At 69.1% G+C, this 17,619-nt stretch carries 22 protein-coding genes; 15 read left to right on the top strand and 7 right to left on the bottom strand.

The window, feature by feature from the left end:
• The first annotated feature begins 211 nt into the window (after positions 1–211).
• The 9 genes from EIZ44_RS43545 (at position 212) to EIZ44_RS43585 (ending at position 8,076) form a co-directional block, all read left to right on the top strand.
• Positions 212–898 (top strand): rhomboid family intramembrane serine protease, encoded by a 687-nt coding sequence (locus tag EIZ44_RS43545; protein WP_037815262.1) that lies wholly within the window; start codon positions 212–214, stop codon positions 896–898.
• Entirely contained in the window at positions 895–1,695 is an 801-nt protein-coding gene (gene murI / locus EIZ44_RS43550) for a glutamate racemase (RefSeq protein WP_037815260.1), read from the top strand. The genes EIZ44_RS43545 and murI overlap by 4 nt, the downstream gene beginning before the upstream one ends.
• 138 nt (positions 1,696–1,833) lie before the next feature.
• Complete coding sequence (locus tag EIZ44_RS43555) at positions 1,834–2,601, top strand: MBL fold metallo-hydrolase (RefSeq protein ID WP_037815259.1); 768 nt, start codon at positions 1,834–1,836, stop codon at positions 2,599–2,601.
• A gap of 91 nt (positions 2,602–2,692) precedes the next feature.
• Positions 2,693–3,469, top strand: a complete 777-nt coding sequence (gene rph / locus EIZ44_RS43560) for a ribonuclease PH (RefSeq protein WP_037815257.1) — start codon at positions 2,693–2,695, stop codon at positions 3,467–3,469.
• Complete coding sequence (gene rdgB / locus EIZ44_RS43565; protein ID WP_043827854.1) at positions 3,466–4,074, top strand: RdgB/HAM1 family non-canonical purine NTP pyrophosphatase; 609 nt, start codon at positions 3,466–3,468, stop codon at positions 4,072–4,074. The genes rph and rdgB overlap by 4 nt, the downstream gene beginning before the upstream one ends.
• Before the next feature lie 66 nt (positions 4,075–4,140).
• On the top strand, positions 4,141–4,830 hold the full coding sequence (locus EIZ44_RS43570; protein ID WP_043827855.1) for a response regulator transcription factor: 690 nt from the start codon (positions 4,141–4,143) through the stop codon (positions 4,828–4,830).
• Positions 4,820–6,565: a sensor histidine kinase gene (locus tag EIZ44_RS43575; protein ID WP_134670090.1), complete on the top strand. Its 1,746-nt coding sequence runs from the start codon at positions 4,820–4,822 to the stop codon at positions 6,563–6,565. The genes EIZ44_RS43570 and EIZ44_RS43575 overlap by 11 nt, the downstream gene beginning before the upstream one ends.
• 51 nt (positions 6,566–6,616) lie before the next feature.
• Positions 6,617–7,432, top strand: coding sequence for a helix-turn-helix domain-containing protein (locus EIZ44_RS43580; protein ID WP_134734528.1), 816 nt, complete (start codon positions 6,617–6,619; stop codon positions 7,430–7,432).
• A 65-nt stretch (positions 7,433–7,497) separates the two neighbouring features.
• Entirely contained in the window at positions 7,498–8,076 is a 579-nt protein-coding gene (locus EIZ44_RS43585; protein ID WP_134734520.1) for a dihydrofolate reductase family protein, read from the top strand.
• A 50-nt stretch (positions 8,077–8,126) separates the two neighbouring features.
• Here EIZ44_RS43585 and bcp read toward each other — a convergent pair whose 3' ends face one another.
• The 4 genes from bcp to EIZ44_RS43605 form a co-directional block, all read right to left on the bottom strand.
• The gene (bcp, locus tag EIZ44_RS43590) at positions 8,127–8,603 is read right to left on the bottom strand and encodes a thioredoxin-dependent thiol peroxidase (RefSeq protein ID WP_037815250.1); all 477 of its coding nucleotides are present in this window, start codon (positions 8,601–8,603) and stop codon (positions 8,127–8,129) included.
• 15 nt (positions 8,604–8,618) lie between these two features.
• Complete coding sequence (locus tag EIZ44_RS43595; protein ID WP_037815248.1) at positions 8,619–9,158, bottom strand: hypothetical protein; 540 nt, start codon at positions 9,156–9,158, stop codon at positions 8,619–8,621.
• 197 nt (positions 9,159–9,355) lie between these two features.
• Positions 9,356–9,538, bottom strand: a complete 183-nt coding sequence (locus tag EIZ44_RS43600; RefSeq protein ID WP_037358542.1) for a hypothetical protein — start codon at positions 9,536–9,538, stop codon at positions 9,356–9,358.
• A 31-nt stretch (positions 9,539–9,569) separates the two neighbouring features.
• Positions 9,570–10,445 carry a LysR family transcriptional regulator gene (locus EIZ44_RS43605; protein WP_134734521.1) on the bottom strand — a complete coding sequence of 292 codons (876 nt, stop codon included), beginning with the start codon at positions 10,443–10,445 and terminating at the stop codon, positions 9,570–9,572.
• 116 nt (positions 10,446–10,561) lie between these two features.
• Between EIZ44_RS43605 and EIZ44_RS43610 the strand changes: the two genes are divergently transcribed.
• Positions 10,562–11,461 (top strand): MBL fold metallo-hydrolase, encoded by a 900-nt coding sequence (locus EIZ44_RS43610; protein ID WP_134734522.1) that lies wholly within the window; start codon positions 10,562–10,564, stop codon positions 11,459–11,461.
• Here the strand turns inward: EIZ44_RS43610 and EIZ44_RS43615 are convergent.
• A complete protein-coding gene (locus EIZ44_RS43615) occupies positions 11,448–12,047 on the bottom strand; it encodes a TetR/AcrR family transcriptional regulator (protein ID WP_051729092.1) in 600 nt (199 codons plus the stop codon). The two genes, EIZ44_RS43610 and EIZ44_RS43615, sit on opposite strands and share 14 nt — an antisense overlap.
• Positions 12,048–12,122: 75 nt before the next feature.
• Between EIZ44_RS43615 and EIZ44_RS43620 the strand changes: the two genes are divergently transcribed.
• From EIZ44_RS43620 to EIZ44_RS43640, 5 genes are read left to right on the top strand one after another with little or no spacing between them, the layout of a single operon-like run.
• Positions 12,123–13,187 carry an FAD-dependent oxidoreductase gene (locus EIZ44_RS43620; RefSeq protein ID WP_134734523.1) on the top strand — a complete coding sequence of 355 codons (1,065 nt, stop codon included), beginning with the start codon at positions 12,123–12,125 and terminating at the stop codon, positions 13,185–13,187.
• Between the two features lie 56 nt (positions 13,188–13,243).
• A complete protein-coding gene (locus tag EIZ44_RS43625; protein ID WP_134734524.1) occupies positions 13,244–14,053 on the top strand; it encodes a metalloregulator ArsR/SmtB family transcription factor in 810 nt (269 codons plus the stop codon).
• A complete protein-coding gene (locus EIZ44_RS43630; RefSeq protein ID WP_043827866.1) occupies positions 14,050–14,640 on the top strand; it encodes a dihydrofolate reductase family protein in 591 nt (196 codons plus the stop codon). The genes EIZ44_RS43625 and EIZ44_RS43630 overlap by 4 nt, the downstream gene beginning before the upstream one ends.
• Positions 14,641–14,684: 44 nt before the next feature.
• Positions 14,685–15,434, top strand: a complete 750-nt coding sequence (locus tag EIZ44_RS43635) for an SDR family NAD(P)-dependent oxidoreductase (RefSeq protein WP_134734525.1) — start codon at positions 14,685–14,687, stop codon at positions 15,432–15,434.
• Positions 15,435–15,451: 17 nt separating this feature from the next.
• On the top strand, positions 15,452–15,817 hold the full coding sequence (locus EIZ44_RS43640; RefSeq protein WP_037815234.1) for a MerR family transcriptional regulator: 366 nt from the start codon (positions 15,452–15,454) through the stop codon (positions 15,815–15,817).
• 120 nt (positions 15,818–15,937) lie between these two features.
• Here EIZ44_RS43640 and EIZ44_RS43645 read toward each other — a convergent pair whose 3' ends face one another.
• A complete protein-coding gene (locus tag EIZ44_RS43645) occupies positions 15,938–16,360 on the bottom strand; it encodes a hypothetical protein (protein ID WP_134734526.1) in 423 nt (140 codons plus the stop codon).
• Positions 16,361–16,452: 92 nt separating this feature from the next.
• Positions 16,453–17,619, bottom strand: a 1,167-nt coding sequence (locus tag EIZ44_RS43650; RefSeq protein ID WP_205673493.1) for an alpha/beta hydrolase, incomplete at its 5' end; no start/stop codon positions are given.

Raw genomic sequence — 17,619 nt, forward strand, 5'->3', positions numbered from 1 at the left:
ACCCGCCCGAACACAACCCATTAGGACTCCTTGAGGGAATCAGATTCCTTCAAGGGGCCCTTCACGGACGGTCCGGAAGCGGCAAGTCCGTGAAGGGGCCCCTCACGGACTTAGATTCCCTCAAGGAGTCCTTCACGGCCACGTCACCCGGAGCCCAAGTTCAGGGATTTCTCCCGAGGCCGTCCGCTCGTCCCCGACGTAGCCTGAGGTCGTGAGCACACTGCCTCCCCTCCCGCCGACGTCGCCGCCGCCCGCTGCTGGCAGCGGCAAGCCGGTCGACGCCGCGAAGCGCATCCTGCCGCCCCATCCCAAGGCCGCGGCGTTCGTCGCGCTGGGGTTCGTCGCGGTGCTGTACCTCGTGGAACTGCTCGACGTGATCCTCCCCGGCGAGTTCACCCACGGCGGGATCCTGTCGCGGGAGGCGTCCAGTCTCGACGGCATCCTCTGGGCGCCGCTGCTGCACGCGGGCTGGTCCCACCTGTTCTCCAACACGGTGCCGGTGCTGGTCTTCTCGTTCCTCGCGATGGCGGCGGGCATCGGCCGGTTCGCCGTGGTCACCGCGATCATCTGGCTGGTTTCCGGGCTCGGCGTGTGGCTGGTCGGACCGTCGGGCGCCTACACCGTGGGCGCGTCCGGGCTCGCCTTCGGCTGGCTCGCGTACCTGCTGGTGCGCGGCCTGTTCCACCGGTCGCTCGCGCAGATCGCGGTCGCCGTCGTGCTGCTCGGCATCTGGAGCGGGATGCTCTGGGGCCTGCTGCCCGGCAACCCCGGCATCTCCTGGCAGGGCCACCTCTTCGGCGCGCTCGCCGGCATCCTCGCCGCGTGGCTGACCTCACGCGGGGAACGCGTCAAATCCCCGAAGAGCGAGCCGACGGCCCCGGGTAACCTCGGGATGTGAGTTCTCCAGGCGCGCCCATCGGTGTTTTCGATTCCGGCGTCGGCGGGCTCACCGTCGCACGCTCGATTCTCGAACTGCTGCCTGCCGAACAGCTGCGCTACGTCGGCGACACCGCGCGCAACCCGTACGGCCCGCTGCCCATCGCCACCGCTCGCGAGTACGCGTTGGCTGCTCTCGACGACATGGTCGAGAGCGGTGTGAAGGCGTTGGTGATCGCGTGCAACACAGCGTCTGCAGCTTGCCTTCGCGACGCGCGCGAACGCTACGACGTACCTGTCATCGAAGTGGTCCTTCCGGCCGCGCGCCGAGCCGCAGTCGCCACGCACAGCGGACGCGTCGGTCTGATCGGCACCGAGGGCACTGTGCGTTCGAGGGCGTACGACGACGCCTTCGCGGCCGCGCCCGACGTACGCCTCACTAGCGTCGCCTGCCCGCGCTTCGTGGACTTCGTGGAGCGCGGCATCACCACCGGCCGACAGATCCTCGGTCTGGCACAGGGTTATCTGCAGCCGTTGCTCGAAGCCGAAGTCGACACGCTCATCCTCGGTTGCACGCACTATCCGCTGCTGTCCGGCGTGCTGCAGATCGTGATGGGGCAGGACGTCACGCTCGTCTCGAGCGCCGACGAAACCGCCAAGGACCTCTACCGCGTGCTGACCGAACTCGACCTGCTCGCCGAACGCGACGAGCCGCCGAAGCACGAGTTCCTCGCCACCGGTTCGCCGGAGCCGTTCGCCCGGTTGGCGCAGCGGTTCATGGGCTTCGCGCCGGGTGCGCTGGACCCGGTCAGCGCGTGACGCTGCGGCACCGCACAGCGCAGCTACTTATCCGACCAAAAGTAGGCCGCCCCTGAAGCGGTACGCAACCGTTGCAGCGAAGTCATCAGGCCGTGGCTGTGGTCGGATAAGTAGCTATCGGCACAGTAGGGTGACGGGGTGCGACTGACGATCCTCGGGTGTTCGGGCAGCATCCCCGGGCCGAACGCCGCCGCGTCCGGGTACCTCCTGGAGGCGGAGGGCTACCGGCTCGGTCTCGAGCTGGGCTCGGGCGCGTTCGCCCAATTGCAGACCGTGCTGGACCCGTTCGACCTGGACGCGCTCGTCCTTTCGCACCTGCACGCCGACCACTGCGCCGACGTCAACTCCCTCACCGTGCTTCGCCGCTACCACCCCGCGCCGCCGTACCCCGCGCGGCCGCGACGGTTGCCGCTGTACGCACCCGCAGACGCGCCTTCGCGCCTCGCGCACGCGTACGCAGCCGACGCGGCTGAGCGAGCCGCCGTGGATCTGTCGGACGTGTACGAGTTCCACGAGCTGCGCGAAGAGCGGATCGAGATCGGTCCCTTCGACGTGACTGCTGTCGCCGTGTATCACCCGACGCCTGCATTCGGCCTACGCATCGCGTACGGCGGCACCATTCTCGCGTACACCGGCGACACCGGACTGTGCCGTGGCCTCGGTGAACTGGCTGACGGTGTCGATGTCCTGCTTTCGGAAGCGTCCTGGACCGATGCTGCCGACCGTCCGAAAGGCGTGCACCTCTCCGGGAAAGAGGCAGGTGAACTGGCCAAGGACGCCGGTGTCGGCCGTCTGCTGCTGACCCACGTCGCGCCGTGGACGGACCGGAACGCGGTTCTGGCCGAGGCCAGAGCGGTGTTCCCGGACGCCGAGCTGGTGACGCAGGGCGCGATCTACGACCTCTGATCGGAAAGTGTCAGTGGTACGTCCTAGCTCCGCCTTCCTCCCCTCCACCACCCTCAACGGAGTGGCGTTGCCACGCAGTATCGTCTGCTGCGTGGTGAGAAAAGATGGCAGGAACGACGACCAGCTCCGCGAAGTGAAGCTCACCCGCGGGTTCCAGAAGTGGCCTGCCGGGTCGGTGCTCGTCGAGTTCGGCAACACGAGGGTGCTGTGCGCGGCGAGCGTGACCGAGGGCGTGCCGCGCTGGCGGGCGGGGTCCGGTCTCGGCTGGGTGACCGCGGAGTACGCGATGCTCCCGTCCGCGACGAACACCCGCAGCGACCGCGAAGCGGTCAAGGGCCGGATCGGCGGGCGGACGCACGAGATCTCCCGGCTGATCGGCCGCTCCCTGCGCGCGTGCATCGACCTGGCCGCGCTCGGCGAGAACACGATCGTCATCGACTGCGACGTGATCCAGGCGGACGGCGGCACCCGCACCGCCGCGGTCACCGGCGGGTACGTGGCCCTCGCGGACGCGATCACCTGGCTGGGCGCGGCGAACCGGCTCAACGACCCGCAGCCGCTGTCGTCCTCGGTGGCGGCGGTCAGCGTCGGCGTCGTGGACGGCCGGGTGCGCCTCGACCTGCCGTACGAGGAGGACTCGCGCGCCGAGGTCGACATGAACGTGGTCGCCACCGACGCCGGAACCCTCATCGAGGTCCAGGGCACCGGCGAGGGAGCCACCTTCGCGCGGTCCACTTTGGACACCATGCTCGACCTGGCGCTGGGCGGCTGCGCGGAACTGACCCGGCTGCAGAACGAAGCGCTGGCGCTGCCGTACCCGGGCGAGCTGCCGGAACCGCGGCCGGACAAGAAGAAGGGCCAGAAGTGACCAAGCTGCTGCTGGCCACCCGGAACGCGAAGAAACTGGGCGAGCTGCGCCGGATCCTGGAGGCGGAAGGCATCCAGGGCATCGAGGTGCTCGGCCTGAACGACGTCGAGGAGTTCCCGGAAGCCCCGGAAACGGCTCCCGACTTCGAAGGCAACGCCGCGGCCAAAGCACGCGACGCGGTAGCCGCCACCGGCTTGCCCGCCATCGCGGACGACTCGGGCCTCACCGTCGACGCGCTGAACGGCATGCCGGGCGTCCTGTCGGCCCGCTGGTCCGGCAAGCACGGCGACGACGAAGCGAACCTGAACCTGGTGCTGGCGCAGCTGACCGACACCCCGGACGAGCGCCGGGGCGCGGCCTTCGTCTGCGCCGCCGTACTGGCCCTTCCGTCCGGCGAGACCACCGTCGTCCGCGGCGACTGGCGCGGCACGCTGACGAGGGAAAAGCGCGGGACCAACGGTTTCGGCTACGACCCGATCTTCGTGCCGGAAAACGAAACGAAAACCAGCGCGGAACTGGCCCCGGCGGAAAAAGACGCCGTTTCGCACCGCGGGAAAGCGTTGCGCGCACTTCTGCCGGCCTTGCGGAAACTGGCCGACGCATAACCGCCGGGTCCGTCCCGGAGCCGCGCTGGTGGCTCCGGGATGGGACTCGGGCTAGTCTCGGCAAGCATGTGCGCCCATATCGTCCTTGCCGAAGACGATCCGAAACAAGCGGAACTGGTCCGCCGCTACCTCGAACACGAGCAGCACACCGTGATCGTCGCGCCCACCGGCGAGGCCGCACTGGCGGAAATCCGCGCGGCGGAACCCGATCTCCTGATCCTGGACGTGATGCTCCCCGGCATGAACGGGCTGACCGTCTGCCGGACCATCCGGGCCTCCTCCGACCTGCCGATCCTCATGCTCACCGCCCGTTCGACCGAGGACGACCTGCTCCAGGGCCTCGACCTGGGCGCGGACGATTACGTCACCAAGCCCTACAGCCCGCGCGAACTCATGGCGCGGGTCCGGACCCTGCTCCGCAGAACGAACTCGGCGAAAGACGGTCCGCTCAAAGTCGGCACCCTGACCGTCGACAAGGAAAGGCACGAGGTCGCGGTAAGCGGAAACCCGATCGAAACGACTCCGGGGGAATTCCGGATCCTGGAGATCATGGCCGCTCGGCCGGACCAGGTTTTCACCAGGGCGCAACTCCTGGAACATCTGCACGGCTTCGACCGCTACATCACGCAGCGCGCCATTGACGTGCACGTCATGAACCTCCGGAAGAAAATCGAAGCCAATCCGAGAAAACCCGCGAAACTCCTGACGGTTTACGGCGTCGGCTACAAACTGACCGCGAAGTCCGATGCCCCGTAGCCTCCTCTTCCGCCTCTTCGCGGTAACCGCCGCGATCGCGGTGTGCGCCATCGCCGCCACCGCCTGGCTGGCCTCCCGGACCACTTCCGGTGCCATCGAACGGGAACAGGGCCAGCTCTTCGCCGACGACGGCACGATCTACCAGGCCCTCCTCTCGTACGCGGCCACCCATCCCACGTGGTCCGGCGCGGCCAAGACCATCAACGACTACGCGGAGAAAACCGGCCGCAAAATCGTCCTGACCACCCCGCAGGGCAAGCTGATCGCCAGTTCCGAACAAAACCCGGGCAAACTCCCGCCGCAGCCGTCCGCGGTCATCGACCCCTTGGCGGTCGACACCCGGCTGGGCATCAAATCCACCCCCGACCGCATCGACCCCGACGCGGTCGGCCCCTACCGGCTCCCCGCCGACGAACGCGAAGAACTGCAGGAAATCGCCGACAAGGTCCTGTCCTGCACTCAGCGCAGAACCGGTCTGGGCAGCCTGGAAATCTCCCCGAGCGGCCACCCCCGGGTGATCGCGCCCGCGGGCACCGCCCAATGCGGCACCGCTCTCCTGGAACGCCCCACCGAGACCGAGCGAGCCGCCCTGGACAAGCTGTCCGGCCTGATCGACGCCTGCCTCGGCCGGAACGACAGCACGATCCCGGTCGCCAAACTGGGTCTCTTGTGGACCTTCGACGGCCCCGTCGTCCAAGCCACCGACCAGACCATCACCAACTGCGTAACCTCGGCCCGCAAAGAGCAGCTGACCCCCTACGTCGCCCCCGCGGCCTGGCTCTACATCACCGAAAAGGGCACCGACCAGCCCCCGACCGGCTTCACCCTCTCCTCGGAAAACCGCACGAAGCTGATCGCCGTCACCGCCGCGATCCTGCTGCTGACGGTCATCGTCACCGCACTGGCGTCGATCCGCCTGATCCGCCCCCTCCGCGCGTTGACCGGCGCGGCCCAACGCCTCAAAGCAGGCGAGACGGGCGCCCGGGTCCGCGTCAAAGGCAAAGACGAGATCGCCCGCCTGGCCACCGCGTTCAACGAGATGGCGCGGGCGAGGGAAGAGCTGGAGAACGCCCGCAAGGCGATGGTCAGCGACGTCGCGCACGAACTGCGCACTCCGCTGTCCACCATCAGAGGCTGGCTGGAAGCCGCGCAGGACGGCATCAGCCAGCTCGACGACGACCTGGTCGCCTCCCTGCTGGAAGAAGCCGTCCACTTGCAACACATCGTGGACGACCTGCAAGACCTGGCTTTGGCCGACGCCGGTGCGCTGCGCGTCCACCCCGAACCCATCGACGCCAACACCCTGCTGACCCACTTGGCCGCCGCGCACGCGCCGCGCGCCGAATCCGCCGACGTCCGTCTTTCGGTCCCGCCCATGGAAAACCCCGCCATCACGGCGGATCCAGTGCGCTTGCGCCAAGCCCTGGACAACCTGGTCTCGAACGCCATCCGCCACACCCCGCCCGGCGGCTCGGTAACCGTCACCGCGAGGCAAGCCGAAAACGACGCGATTTTCGAAGTAACCGATACCGGAACCGGTATCGCCGCCGAAGATCTGCCCCGGGTTTTCGATCGTTTCTGGCGCGCGGATCCCTCCAGAAGCCGAGCGTCCGGCGGCAGCGGGCTAGGCCTGGCGATCGTCCGGAAATTAGCCGAAGCCCACGGCGGCGAAGTCACCGCCGCGAGCACGCCCGGGCGCGGCACCACCTTCACCCTGCGATTCCCGCGCGAGTAGCGCTGGCTGGCGGCTCTCGGCAATGCTGGCTGCGTGGAGTACGTGTCCCAGGTGCCGCGACCGCCGCTGGACGGCCTGATCGACGACATCTACTACCTGGCGGGCACGCCGCCGTACGCCCGGCTGACGCTGCCGCCGGCACCGTCGGCGCTGTTCATCGTCAACCTCGGGGCACCGTTCCGGATCCGCACCGGTCTCGAGACAGCCGAGTACGCCGACGGCTGCGTGATCACCATGCCCACCCGCGCCTACGAATTCGGCTATCCGCCCGGGACCCGCTCCGTCGGCGTGCACTTCAAACCGTGGGGGCTGGCGCCCTTTCTGCCGATGCCCGCCGCCGAACTGTGCGACCGGCCGGTGACGATTGAACAGGTCTGGGGCCGACCCGCCATCGCCGAACTGCGAGACCGGCTAGCCACGGCGACCGGGCCGCACGAAATGCTGGCTCTCCTCGAAGCGGAGCTGATGCGACGGCTGACCGAAACCACGGGGTTGGGCCTGGTCCGCCAGATGAGCAGCATCATCGCGGCCACTCGCGGCGCGGTGGCGATCGGCGGCTTGAGCGAGGCAGCCGGGGTCAGCAGCACCCACCTGGCACAACGGTTCAAAGCACTCGTCGGCGTCACCCCGAAGCGGCTGGCCCGCACCCACCGCTTCACCGCCGCCGTGTTCGCGATCGACCCGGCCGGACCGGTCGACTGGGGCGACCTGGCCGGTCGCGCGGGCTACTTCGACCAGGCCCACTTCGGCCACGAGTTCCGGGAGTTCACCGGGTTCACGCCGACCCGGTACCTCGAAGTCCGGCGCCGGTTCCTGCGCGAACATCCCGGCCACACCCTGGACGGCTGGCCGCTGCCCGCCGATTGATTTCTTACAAGAGCGACCGCGCGCGACCCGCTAATTTGGGGCCACCTGAGGCAGAGGAGAACCCCGTGGGCAAGGTCGTCATGTACAGCTCGGTGTCGGCGGACGGCTTCATCGCCGATGAAAACGACCAGCCCGGTCCGCTGTTCGACTGGCTGACCAGCGGCGACGTCCCGCTGGACGAGAGCGGCGTGCTGAAGGTGTCGCAGGCCTCGTACGACTACACCCGCGCGTACTGGGACCAGATCGGCGTGACCGTCGCGGGCCGCCACGTCTTCGACCTGACTGACGGCTGGGACGGGAAACCGCCGAGCGGAATCGACCACGTGGTCGTCGTGACCCACCGCCCAGCGCCCGAAGGCTGGGACGCAGAAGCGCCGTTCCACTTCGTCGACGGCGTCACAGCAGCCGTGGCCAAAGCACAAGAGCTGGCAGGCGACCGCATCGTGGAGATCGCCGCAGGCGACGTCGGCGGCCAAGCATTAGCCGCGGGCCTGGTTGACGAGGTGCGGATGGACGTGGTGCCGGTGGTTTTCGGATCCGGCAAACGCTACTTCGGCTCAGTCAACGCACAGCACCTGCTGCAGAACCCCGACGTGGTCCAGGGCGACCGGGTGCTTCACCTGCGCTATCCGGTGCGTCGCTGACCGATCGCGCGGAGAGGCCAGCCCGGCCTCTCCGCGCTTCGGGAACCCAATCAGGCGGAGATCCCCAGATCCCGGATCAACTTCGCCACGTGCCCGGTCGCCCGCACGTTGTAGGCGGCCTTGGCGATCTTCCCCTCCGCGTCCACGATGAACGTGGACCGGATCACGCCCTGCACGATCCTCCCGTAATTCTTCTTCTCCCCGAACGCTCCCCACGCGGACAGCACTTCCTTGTCCACATCGGACAGCAGCGGGAACGTCAGCTTCTCCGCCTCGGCGAACTTCGCCAGCTTCTCCGGCTTGTCCGGCGAAATCCCCAGCACCTGGTACCCCGCGTCGTTCAGCTCCGCGAGGTTGTCCCGGAAATCGCAAGCCTGCTTGGTGCATCCCGGCGTGCTCGCGGCCGGGTAGAAGTACACCACCACGGCCTGGCCGCGGAAGTCGCTGAGCGAGACGTTCTTGCCGGTGCTGTCCGGCAGGGTGAATCCGGGCGCTTCGTCGCCCACGGCAAGTCGCTGGTCGGTCATGGGGACGAGAGTAATTCAGGCGTCTCCGCAATACGTGACGACGGCGGGCTCGCCCGTGCTCGGCCGCACCTGCACGGCCATCCGAGCACTCTCCGCCGGCACCGCGAAAGCCAGCGTGACCTGCGTAGACCGGCCCGGCATCAGGTCCTTGCCCGCGTCGGAAACGCCGCCGAGCCCCTGGGTGGCGTCCACGACCTGCTTCGCCGGCTTCCCGGCGACCGTCGCGGTGACCGAGAGCGCGGAAACGCGGTACGGGTCGGTGCCGTTGTTCGTGACCTGGATGTAGAACGCCGCCGCGCGAGCGCTGCGCGGATACGCCGCCGGGCTCGGCTGGAAGGACTGCGGGGCCGACAGCGAGACCGTGATCCCGCTGGCGAAGCGGTGGTTGGCGCCGAACTGCAGGTCGCCGGAGGCTTGCGCGGCCGCGGGCTGCGCCGCCGGGTTGCCGACGCCCATCGCGGCGGAGCCTTCCCGAGCGTTGACGCCGCCGCAGGCTGCCACGGAGAACAGCAGGCAGGCGGTCAACAACAGCTTCGGGGTGCGCGGGGGCGCCATCGCGGGGGTACTCCAGTCGGGGTGGGGCGGTGTGCCGTTCGGCGTAGTTGCCGGGCGGACCCGCTCCACTCTGGCGGCACTAATGCCGCCACGGTGCGGAAGACGCGGACCTGGTGTACACCCGTGGCCGATCCGTGATCGAAAGAGCACACCGGGTGACAGTCGTCACCCCGATGTCAACGGCCGGAGGTCGGGATTCAGACCGCGAACGCGAACAACAGGATGAACACCGCGACCCCCGCGCCCCAGGCGACCATGAGCCAGCCGAAGTCGCGCACCGGGTCGACCGCGCGGCTTTCCTCGCCGGGGATGTACACGCCGCGGTTTTCGAACCAGTCCGCGCATTTGCGCAGGATCCGCAGCGGATTGCGTTCCGGCACCGCCTGCACCTCCCCGATGTCCGGGCCCAGCCTACGGGTTCGCGGGGGTTTCGCGGCCGTCGAGCCCGGCGATGCGCACGGCGAGTTCGACGAACGAGCGGACCAGCGGCGGCGCGGAGTCCTCGCGCCAGGCGACCACGAGCCGGCTCGGCGGGCAGCCGGCCAGCGGGACCGTCGTGACGCCCTCGGGAAACGAGTGCGCGAGCGGGGCCAACCCGACGGTTCCGTTCCACAGCACGGCTTGCAGGCATTCGTGCACCGTCCGCACGACCGGGCCGCCGGTGCCGCCGCCGCTCCAGAACGCCTGCCACTGCGGGTCGGTGCCGTCGGGAAACCGGAACCACGCCCGGTCGGCGAGCTCCTCCCGGCGCACCTCGGCGCGTCCGGCCAGCGGATCGTCCGCGCGCAGCACGACGCCCATCGGATCGGAGCGCAGCACACGCGTGCGGATTCCGGTGGTGTCGAACGGAATCCGGGTAAGCGCGACGTCCACGAGCCCGGCGCGCAGGCCGGTGGTGGGATCGGTGAGATCGGCCTCGCGGACGCTGATCCGCACGCCCGGATGCCGTTCGCGGAACTCGCCGGCGAGCCGGATCCCGACCGGTTCCGAGCTGTCGGCGAGGGTGCCGAGCCTGAGCGTTCCCGGCCCGGCCGCGGCGGCGACCCGCGCGCGGACCTGGTCGGCTCCCGCGAGCAGGGTGAGGGCCTCGTCGTAGAGCGCGGTCCCGGCGGCGGTGAGCGCGACCCCGGACGGCGAACGCTCCAGCAGGATCGCGCCGAGGTCGGTTTCGAGCTGTTTGATCGCGCGGCTCAGCGGCGGCTGGGTCATGTGCAGCCGCGCCGCCGCCCGGCCGAAGTGGCGTTCCTCGGCGACCGCGACGAAGTACCGGAGCGAACGGAGATCCACAACCAGCGACAATACCCTTGCGGTATCGGAAAAAGCGGATCGGTCTTGGACACCGCGCGGGCGCGGCGCTGGACTGGAACGGTCCCTGATCCCGCGCTTTCCGAGGAGCCCCGGCGATGGCCGACTACCCGTATCCCGATCCCGTCGTGCAGACCTCCCAGGTGCGCGAACTCGCCCGCGACCTCGTCGTGGTCCCGAACCAGGGCGTGCAGCTGGTGCCGAACGTCGGCGTCATCGGCGGGACGCATTCCGTGCTCGTCGTCGAGACCGGCATGGGGCCGCGCAACGCGGAAACCGTGCTGAAGTTCGCGACCGAGTACGCGCGCGGCCGCCGGATTTACTTGACCACCACGCATTTCCACCCCGAGCACGCGTTCGGCGCGCAGACCTTCGCCGGAGCCGCGACCTACCTGGTCAACCGCGCGCAGGCGACCGACCTCGCCGCGAAAGGCCCGGGCTACCTGCGGATGTTCAGCGGGCTGGGGGAGCCGGTCGCGCGGCAGCTGGAGGGGGTCGAACTGCCGGCCCCGGACGTCGTCTACGACTCGTCGCACGACCTCGACCTCGGCGGCCGCGTCGTGCAGCTGCGTGCCACCGGTCGCGCGCACAGCAAGGGCGACCAGGTCGTCACGGTCCCGGACGCGGGCGTCCTGTTCACCGGCGACCTCGCCGAGACCGGCCAGTTCGCGATCTTCCCGTGGTTCCCGCCGCACGACACCGATGTGTCCGGGATCCGCTGGATCGAGGTCATGCGGAAGCTTTCGCAGCAGCGCCCGGACATCGTCGTGCCCGGCCACGGGGACATCAGCGGTCCGGAACTGCTCGACGACCTACGGGTCTACCTCGAACTGCTGCGCGACGAGACCTGGCGCCGCCGCGATTCCGGGATGGACGAGGCGACCGTGGTCGCGGAAGTGCGGGAGGAGCTGATCAAGCGGCATCCGGAGTGGGAAAGCCGCGAGTGGATCGACACCGCGGTGGCGTGCCTGTGCGCGGAGCACGTCAGTCACGCTTGAGCAGCGGCCCGAGCGTCTTCACGATGGCCTGCCGGGTCGCCTCGGCGCGCTGCTCGGGGGTCAGTTCGTCGGAGCGGTCCAGCATCGCCTGCGACGCTCCGCGCACCGCACCGGCGAACGCTCCGGTCAACGTGCGAGCGGTGAGGTCGTCGAGTTCGTCCGGGAAGGCTTCGGCGAGGATTTCGGCGATCCGGCGCTCGGCGTTGAACTGGATTTGCAGCGCCCGGCCCTGCACAGCGGGCACGGTTTGGAGCAGCCGCATCCGCAACGGGGTCAGCTTGCCGATGATGTCGTCGCTGACCTCGCCGCCGTCGGCGAGGACGCGGACCAGCAGGTCGATCGGCCGGTCGTCCGGGGCGCGGTTCGAGAGGGCCTCGAGCAACGCCTGCACCCGGCTCTCGGCGTCCGGGAACAGCAGTTCTTCCTTGCTGGCGAAGTAGCTGAAGAACGTGCGCGTGCCGATCTCGGCGGCGGCGGCGATGTCGGCGATGGTCGTCTCGTCGTAGCCGTTGCGCTCGAAAAGATCCGTGGCCGCGTCGATCAGGGCCTGGCGGGTGCGGGCGCGCTTGCGTTCACGGAGCGACATGGCGCGAGCATACGGCACCGAGTGCAAACCAGCACTCATTGCAAATATGCACTGAGTGCGGTTACCTTGGGGTGCATGACTCGTGACGTGCTCGTGTGCGGTGCCGGGATTGCCGGTTCAACGCTCGCCTTTTGGTTGGCGCGCAACGGTTTCCGGCCGACGGTGGTGGAACGGGCGGCTGGTCAGCGCAGCAGTGGCAACCCGGTGGACGTCCGCGCGGGCGCGATGGAGGTAGCCGACGCGATGGGTGTCGTGCCGCGGTTGCGAGAGGTCGCGACGCACGCGAAGCGGCTGCGAGTGCTCAACGCGCGCGGGCGTTCGGTGACCACGGTGCGGATGGCGGTGCGCAAGGAGATCGAGGTCCCGCGAGCCGACCTCGCCTCCGCGCTGTACGAATCGGCGCGCGCCGACGCGGAGATTCTCTTCGGGGACACCATCACCGCGTTGCAGCAGGACGACGGCGGGGTCGACGTCACCTTCGAGCACGCTGCTCCGCGCCGGTTCGACCTGGTGATCGGCGCGGACGGCGTGCACTCGGCGGTGCGGCGGCTGGTGTTCGGCGCTGAAGAGAAGTTCGTCCGGCACGCGGGGCTGTACGTCGGGACGGTGTCGCTCGGCGAGCCGTCGGACTACCCGGAGGACGTGGTCCTGCTGAACAGCCCGGGCAGGCTCGTGGCGATCCATCCGGTGCGGGGGAATTCGGGGGTCGCGTTCATCTTCCGCGCGCCGGATCCCGGGCAGGGCAAGGAAATCGTGTCCGCGGCTTATCGCGGGCTCGGCTGGCGAGTCCCGGAGCTGGTGGCCCGCTTCGAAGCCGCCGACGACGTGTTCTTCGACGCGGTCGCCGTCGTCGACCCGCCGACGTGGTGCCGCGGCCGGGTCGCGCTGGTCGGCGATGCCGCCTCGTGCGTCTCGCTGCTCGGCGACGGTTCCAGCCTCGCGATCGTCGGGGCGCACACCCTCGCCGCGGCGCTCGCTGACGGCACCCCCGCCGAGGCGTTCGCGCGCTACGAGGCGACCCATCGAGCGCGCGTGAAGCCCAAGCAGCGCGGGGTCGGGACGGCGGCATCGGTGCTGGTCCCGCGCACGAAACGGGGGCTGGCGGCGCGCAACCTCGCCGCCCGGCTGCTGCCCGGCTGAGACTGGCCAAAAGAATTCCTTGACACGAATATTCGATGTAGTGAATACTTCAGTGCATGGACGGGATCGCCTCAGCACTCGCAGACACCACCAGGTGGCAGCTGGTCGCACTGCTCGCGGAACGGCCGCGGTCGGTCGGCGAGCTGGCTGAGCTGACCGGGCTGCGGCAGCCGCAGACGACCAAGCATCTGCAGACCCTCGCCCGCGCCGGCCTGGTCACCATGGCCCCGCTCGGGCAACGGCGGGTCTACGCGGCCGAAGCGGCTCCGCTGCGGGAGTTCGCGGACCAGCTCCAGAAGCTGGCCGTGACGATCGAGTCGCACGCGGGGGAGCGCGACGTGCTCGACCGCTACCGCGCCGCGATCGAGGCCGACACCGCGGCCGCGAACCGGGATCGCTGGGCCGACGGCCGCGCGTTCTCCTTCGAGCGCGTGCTGCCGGTGCCGCCGGAAACGGTCTGGCGGTACTGGACGGACGCCGGGCTGCTGGCGTCGTGGTGGGTCCCGCCGTCCCTGACTGTCACCGAGTGTGTCCTCGAACCGGAGCCGGGCGGGCGCGTCGTTCTCGCCTACCGCGACGCCGAAGGCACTTACCGCTCGGAAGGGCAGGTCCGGACCGCTCGCGAAACCGAGCGGCTCGAGTTCGACCTGTCGGTGCTGGACGCGGCCGGAGCCGTCGCGTTCAGCGGCCACTACGACCTCGCCCTCGCCCCCGCGGCGAACGGCGGCACCCGGCTGCGGCTGGGTCTGGAGATCAGCGCAACGACCGTCGAAGCCGTGTCCGCCATCGCCGGAATCGAAACCGGCTGGGGACAGGTCCTCGACCACCTCACCGAGGTCATCACCCGAAAGGACATCCAGCCATGACCGAGCGTCGCGTCACCGCCAACCTCGCCCTGACCCTCGACGGCCGCTACCACGGTCCGGAAGGCCCCGGCGACATGAGCGCGATCATCCCGTACGTCACCACCGAAACCGCCCGCAACCAGATGTCCCGCATCTGGGAGAACGCGACGACCGCGCTGCTGGGCCGCCGCAACGCGGAAGGCTTCCTCGGCTTCTGGCCGACCGTCGCCGCCGACGAGAACGCCGACCCGCGCGACCGCGGTTACGCGAAATGGTTGGTGGACACGGAAAAGGTGGTCCTGTCGAGCACGCTCACCGAGTCGCCGTGGGAGCGCACGCGCATCGTGAACGCGCCCGCCGCCGAGGTCGTCGCCTCGCTCAAGGCCGACGGCGAGGGCGACATCCTGGTCAACAGCAGCGTCAGCGTGATCAAGGCGCTGCTGGCCGAGGACCTGGTCGACCGGCTGTACCTGACCATCTGCCCGCAGATCGCCGGCGGCGGCCCGCGCCTGTTCGACGACGGCCTGCCGGGTACCAAGTGGACAGTCGCGCACCAGGAGACCGGCGACCTCGGCGAAGTGGCCCTGGTTTACGACCGCGTGCGCTGAGCGGCTTGACCTTCACGCATACGGCAATGTTTAGCGTCGATTTCATGAGTGAAGGACAGTTTGCCGGCAAGGCCGTGATCGTCACCGGCGGTGGAACGGGCATCGGACAGGTCACCGCACGCGAGTTCGCCCGGCGAGGCGCGGACGTCCTCGTCGTGGGCCGCACCGCGGAACGGCTCGCCGAAACCGCGGAGGGCTTCCCGCGGATCCGCCCGTTCGCCGCCGACATCACCTCGCCGGGTGCGGCGGAGGAGATTGTCGCTGCGGCACTTGCCGAATTCGGCCGGCTCGACGTGCTGGTGAACAACGCCGGCATCGTCGAACCGGCCGCGCTGGGCGAAATCAAGCCCGGAGCGTTCGACGGAGTAGTCGCGACGAACCTGCTCGCGCCGGTCTACCTCGTGCAAGCCGCGATGCCGCACGTAAGCGCGGTGGTCAACGTGACGACCGCGATCGGCCAACGCGGCTGGCCGATGGCAGGCCGGGAGTTCTACGCGGCGACGAAAGCCGCACTGGAGTCGCTGACCCGAAGCTGGGCAGTGCAACTCGCCCCGCGAGGCATCCGCGTCACCGCGGTCGCCCCCGGCCCGGTCGCCACGGAGATCTACGCCCGCGAGGGCCTGACCGCCGAAGAAGCCCAAGCACAGCACGAAACCCTGCGCGAAATGGTGCCACTGCGCCGCCTCGCCCGGCCGGAAGAAGTCGCGCACTGGATCGTCGAGCTCGCGAGCCCCGGCGCCGACTACATCACCGGCGCGGTAATCCCCGTCGACGGCGGCGCAGTGATCGCTTAGCGGCGTACGCTCGGGTCGTGCGGATCGGAGAGCTGGCGAAAGCCACCGGCGTGACGACCAGGGCGCTGAGGTTCTACGAGGAGCAGGGCTTGCTGACCGCGGCCCGCTCCCACAACGGATACCGGCACTACGACGAGTCCGCGATCGAGCGGGTGGCGAACATCCGCTACCTGCTCGATTCCGGCCTGACGATGGAAGACATCCGGCCGCTGGGCTCATGCCTGCAGGGAGACTTGCCCTCGCGAAGGCTGTCCTCGAGCGCGGTGGCGCTGGTGGATCGGCGGTTGGCTGTTCTGGATGAGCGGATCGCGGCGCTGAGCCGGGCACGGGAGCGACTGTCGTCGCGAGCGAGTGCTGCGCGGGGCGAGGTTGGTTGCGATTGATGCGCGAGTAATGGCAGGGGAGCGCAACATTGGCGGCTGTTCCGGCGACTAGCGGACGCGCGGCCGGCAAGTTCGCCGATTATCCGTCACCGTCAAGGCGGTCTCTCGCGCTGGGAGACCTTAGGACTTGGGCTCGGGCGTTCCGTTAGGCCAGATGCACGGCGAACTGACCCCGATGTTGAGCCTCCCCTTGTCCGGCCCGGTGACCGTGCCTTCCAAGCTCATCAGATAGCCGTCGCGCTGGGCGTTGGCGAACAGGTCTCGGGGCCGGTGGTCCGATTCGAGCGACCAGCCGTTCTGCGTCCACCATTTCTTGAGCTTTTCGTAGTAGCTGTCGTTGCGCGAGCGGTCCGGGCCGTCGACCCACATGCTGACGCTCACGTGAATCTGACCCGTCGCCTGATCGTTGTCGTCGGTGCACGAAAGCTGTGGTGCGAAGTCGTCGGTCAACCGATACCCAGGGGGGAAGACGGCCGCTGCGGCTGCGCGCGCAGAAGCCAATGCGGTCTCGCGTGCTTGCGCGGCCGAAACCGTGGGTTGCATGGAGGCACCTCCGCATGAGACGAGGGCGAATACGGCGATTGCCATGAGAGCGGCCTGAATTCGCGCAAGCGTTTTTCGGTTTGGTGGGTTCGTCACGGTTTGTTCCCAGCGATGATGTTGCCCATCGCGCGGAGCGAGGGCGATCGGTCGACCCAGTAATTGCTGTGGGCGCCCGCGACATGTCCAGGGTCGGACTCGAATGTCTGCCCGCCGAAGTAGTCGGTGGCGGGGTCCGGGCCGAGAGGGTCGAACGGTTCGGCTTGGGGCGAGTGGAGGTTGGTCAGGGCGGGAACGGGGTCGGTGAGTGCTTTGGTGGAGTAGATGTGCTGCCCGACCTGATCTTGCGGGACGGCGTCGAGGTGGAGCTGGTTGGCGTGGTCGACGCCGACTCCCGGGCTGGCGACCATGACGAGGTTGTCGGCGGGCAGGCCGAGGTCCCGGGCGGTGTGCCCTACCGCGGTGGTGCCGTAGCTGTGGCCGATGACGGTGGTGTTCACCGGTCCTTGGTGTGCTGCGCCGATTCCTTCCTGGAAAGCGCGGAGGGAGTGTTCCGCGTTGTCGGCGTAGCTGGTGCTGGCGGCGTCCGCGAGGGTTTGCGGTGCGTCGTACCCGGCCCAGGTGATCACCGAGGTCGACGGTGACCCGACTTTGCCGGCCATGGCCATCATCGCGTCCGCTCGTTCGATGTCGACGTGCATGCCGTCGTTGAGCCCGGAGGTGGTGCCGGGAACGTAGGTGGCGACGTTGGCGGCGTGGTCCGGGTCGCCGATGGCTACGACAGCCTGTCCGGAGTCGGCCGGGTTGACGCTCAGCAGGAACGCGGGCGGTTGCCCGGGCAGGGACCGCCCCAAGCGGTCCTCGATCTGGTGGATCCCGGCAAGACGCTGGTCGAGGGTCTCGCGCTGGGCTTGCAGCGCATAGTATTCCTTCTGTTGCTGGGGGTCGCTGCGTTTCATGTCGTCGAGGCGGTGCTGGATGTCGTCGCGTTGGCGTTGCAGGTCTGCGTGCTGTCGCGAAAGCACGGTTCGGTTCGCGCGGTCCCGATCGACTGCGGGCAGGCCCTCCATCGCGCCGATCATGCCGGGGCGGTCGCGGATGAGGGCGTCGCGGGCGGAGGCGGGCAGGGTCGTCCACCACGCGGCGTTCTGGGCCGGGGTGGCGTTCGCCGGCGGTTCGGGGAACGTCATCCCGGGGGTTTGGAGGCCGTCGGCTGCGGCTGCGGCGACGGTGGACTCGTTCCCGGTGCCGAACTGGCCGGC

Origin of the sequence: Amycolatopsis nivea, from assembly GCF_004522235.1 — a bacterium.
GTDB classification, from domain to species: Bacteria; Actinomycetota; Actinomycetes; order Mycobacteriales; family Pseudonocardiaceae; genus Amycolatopsis; species Amycolatopsis nivea.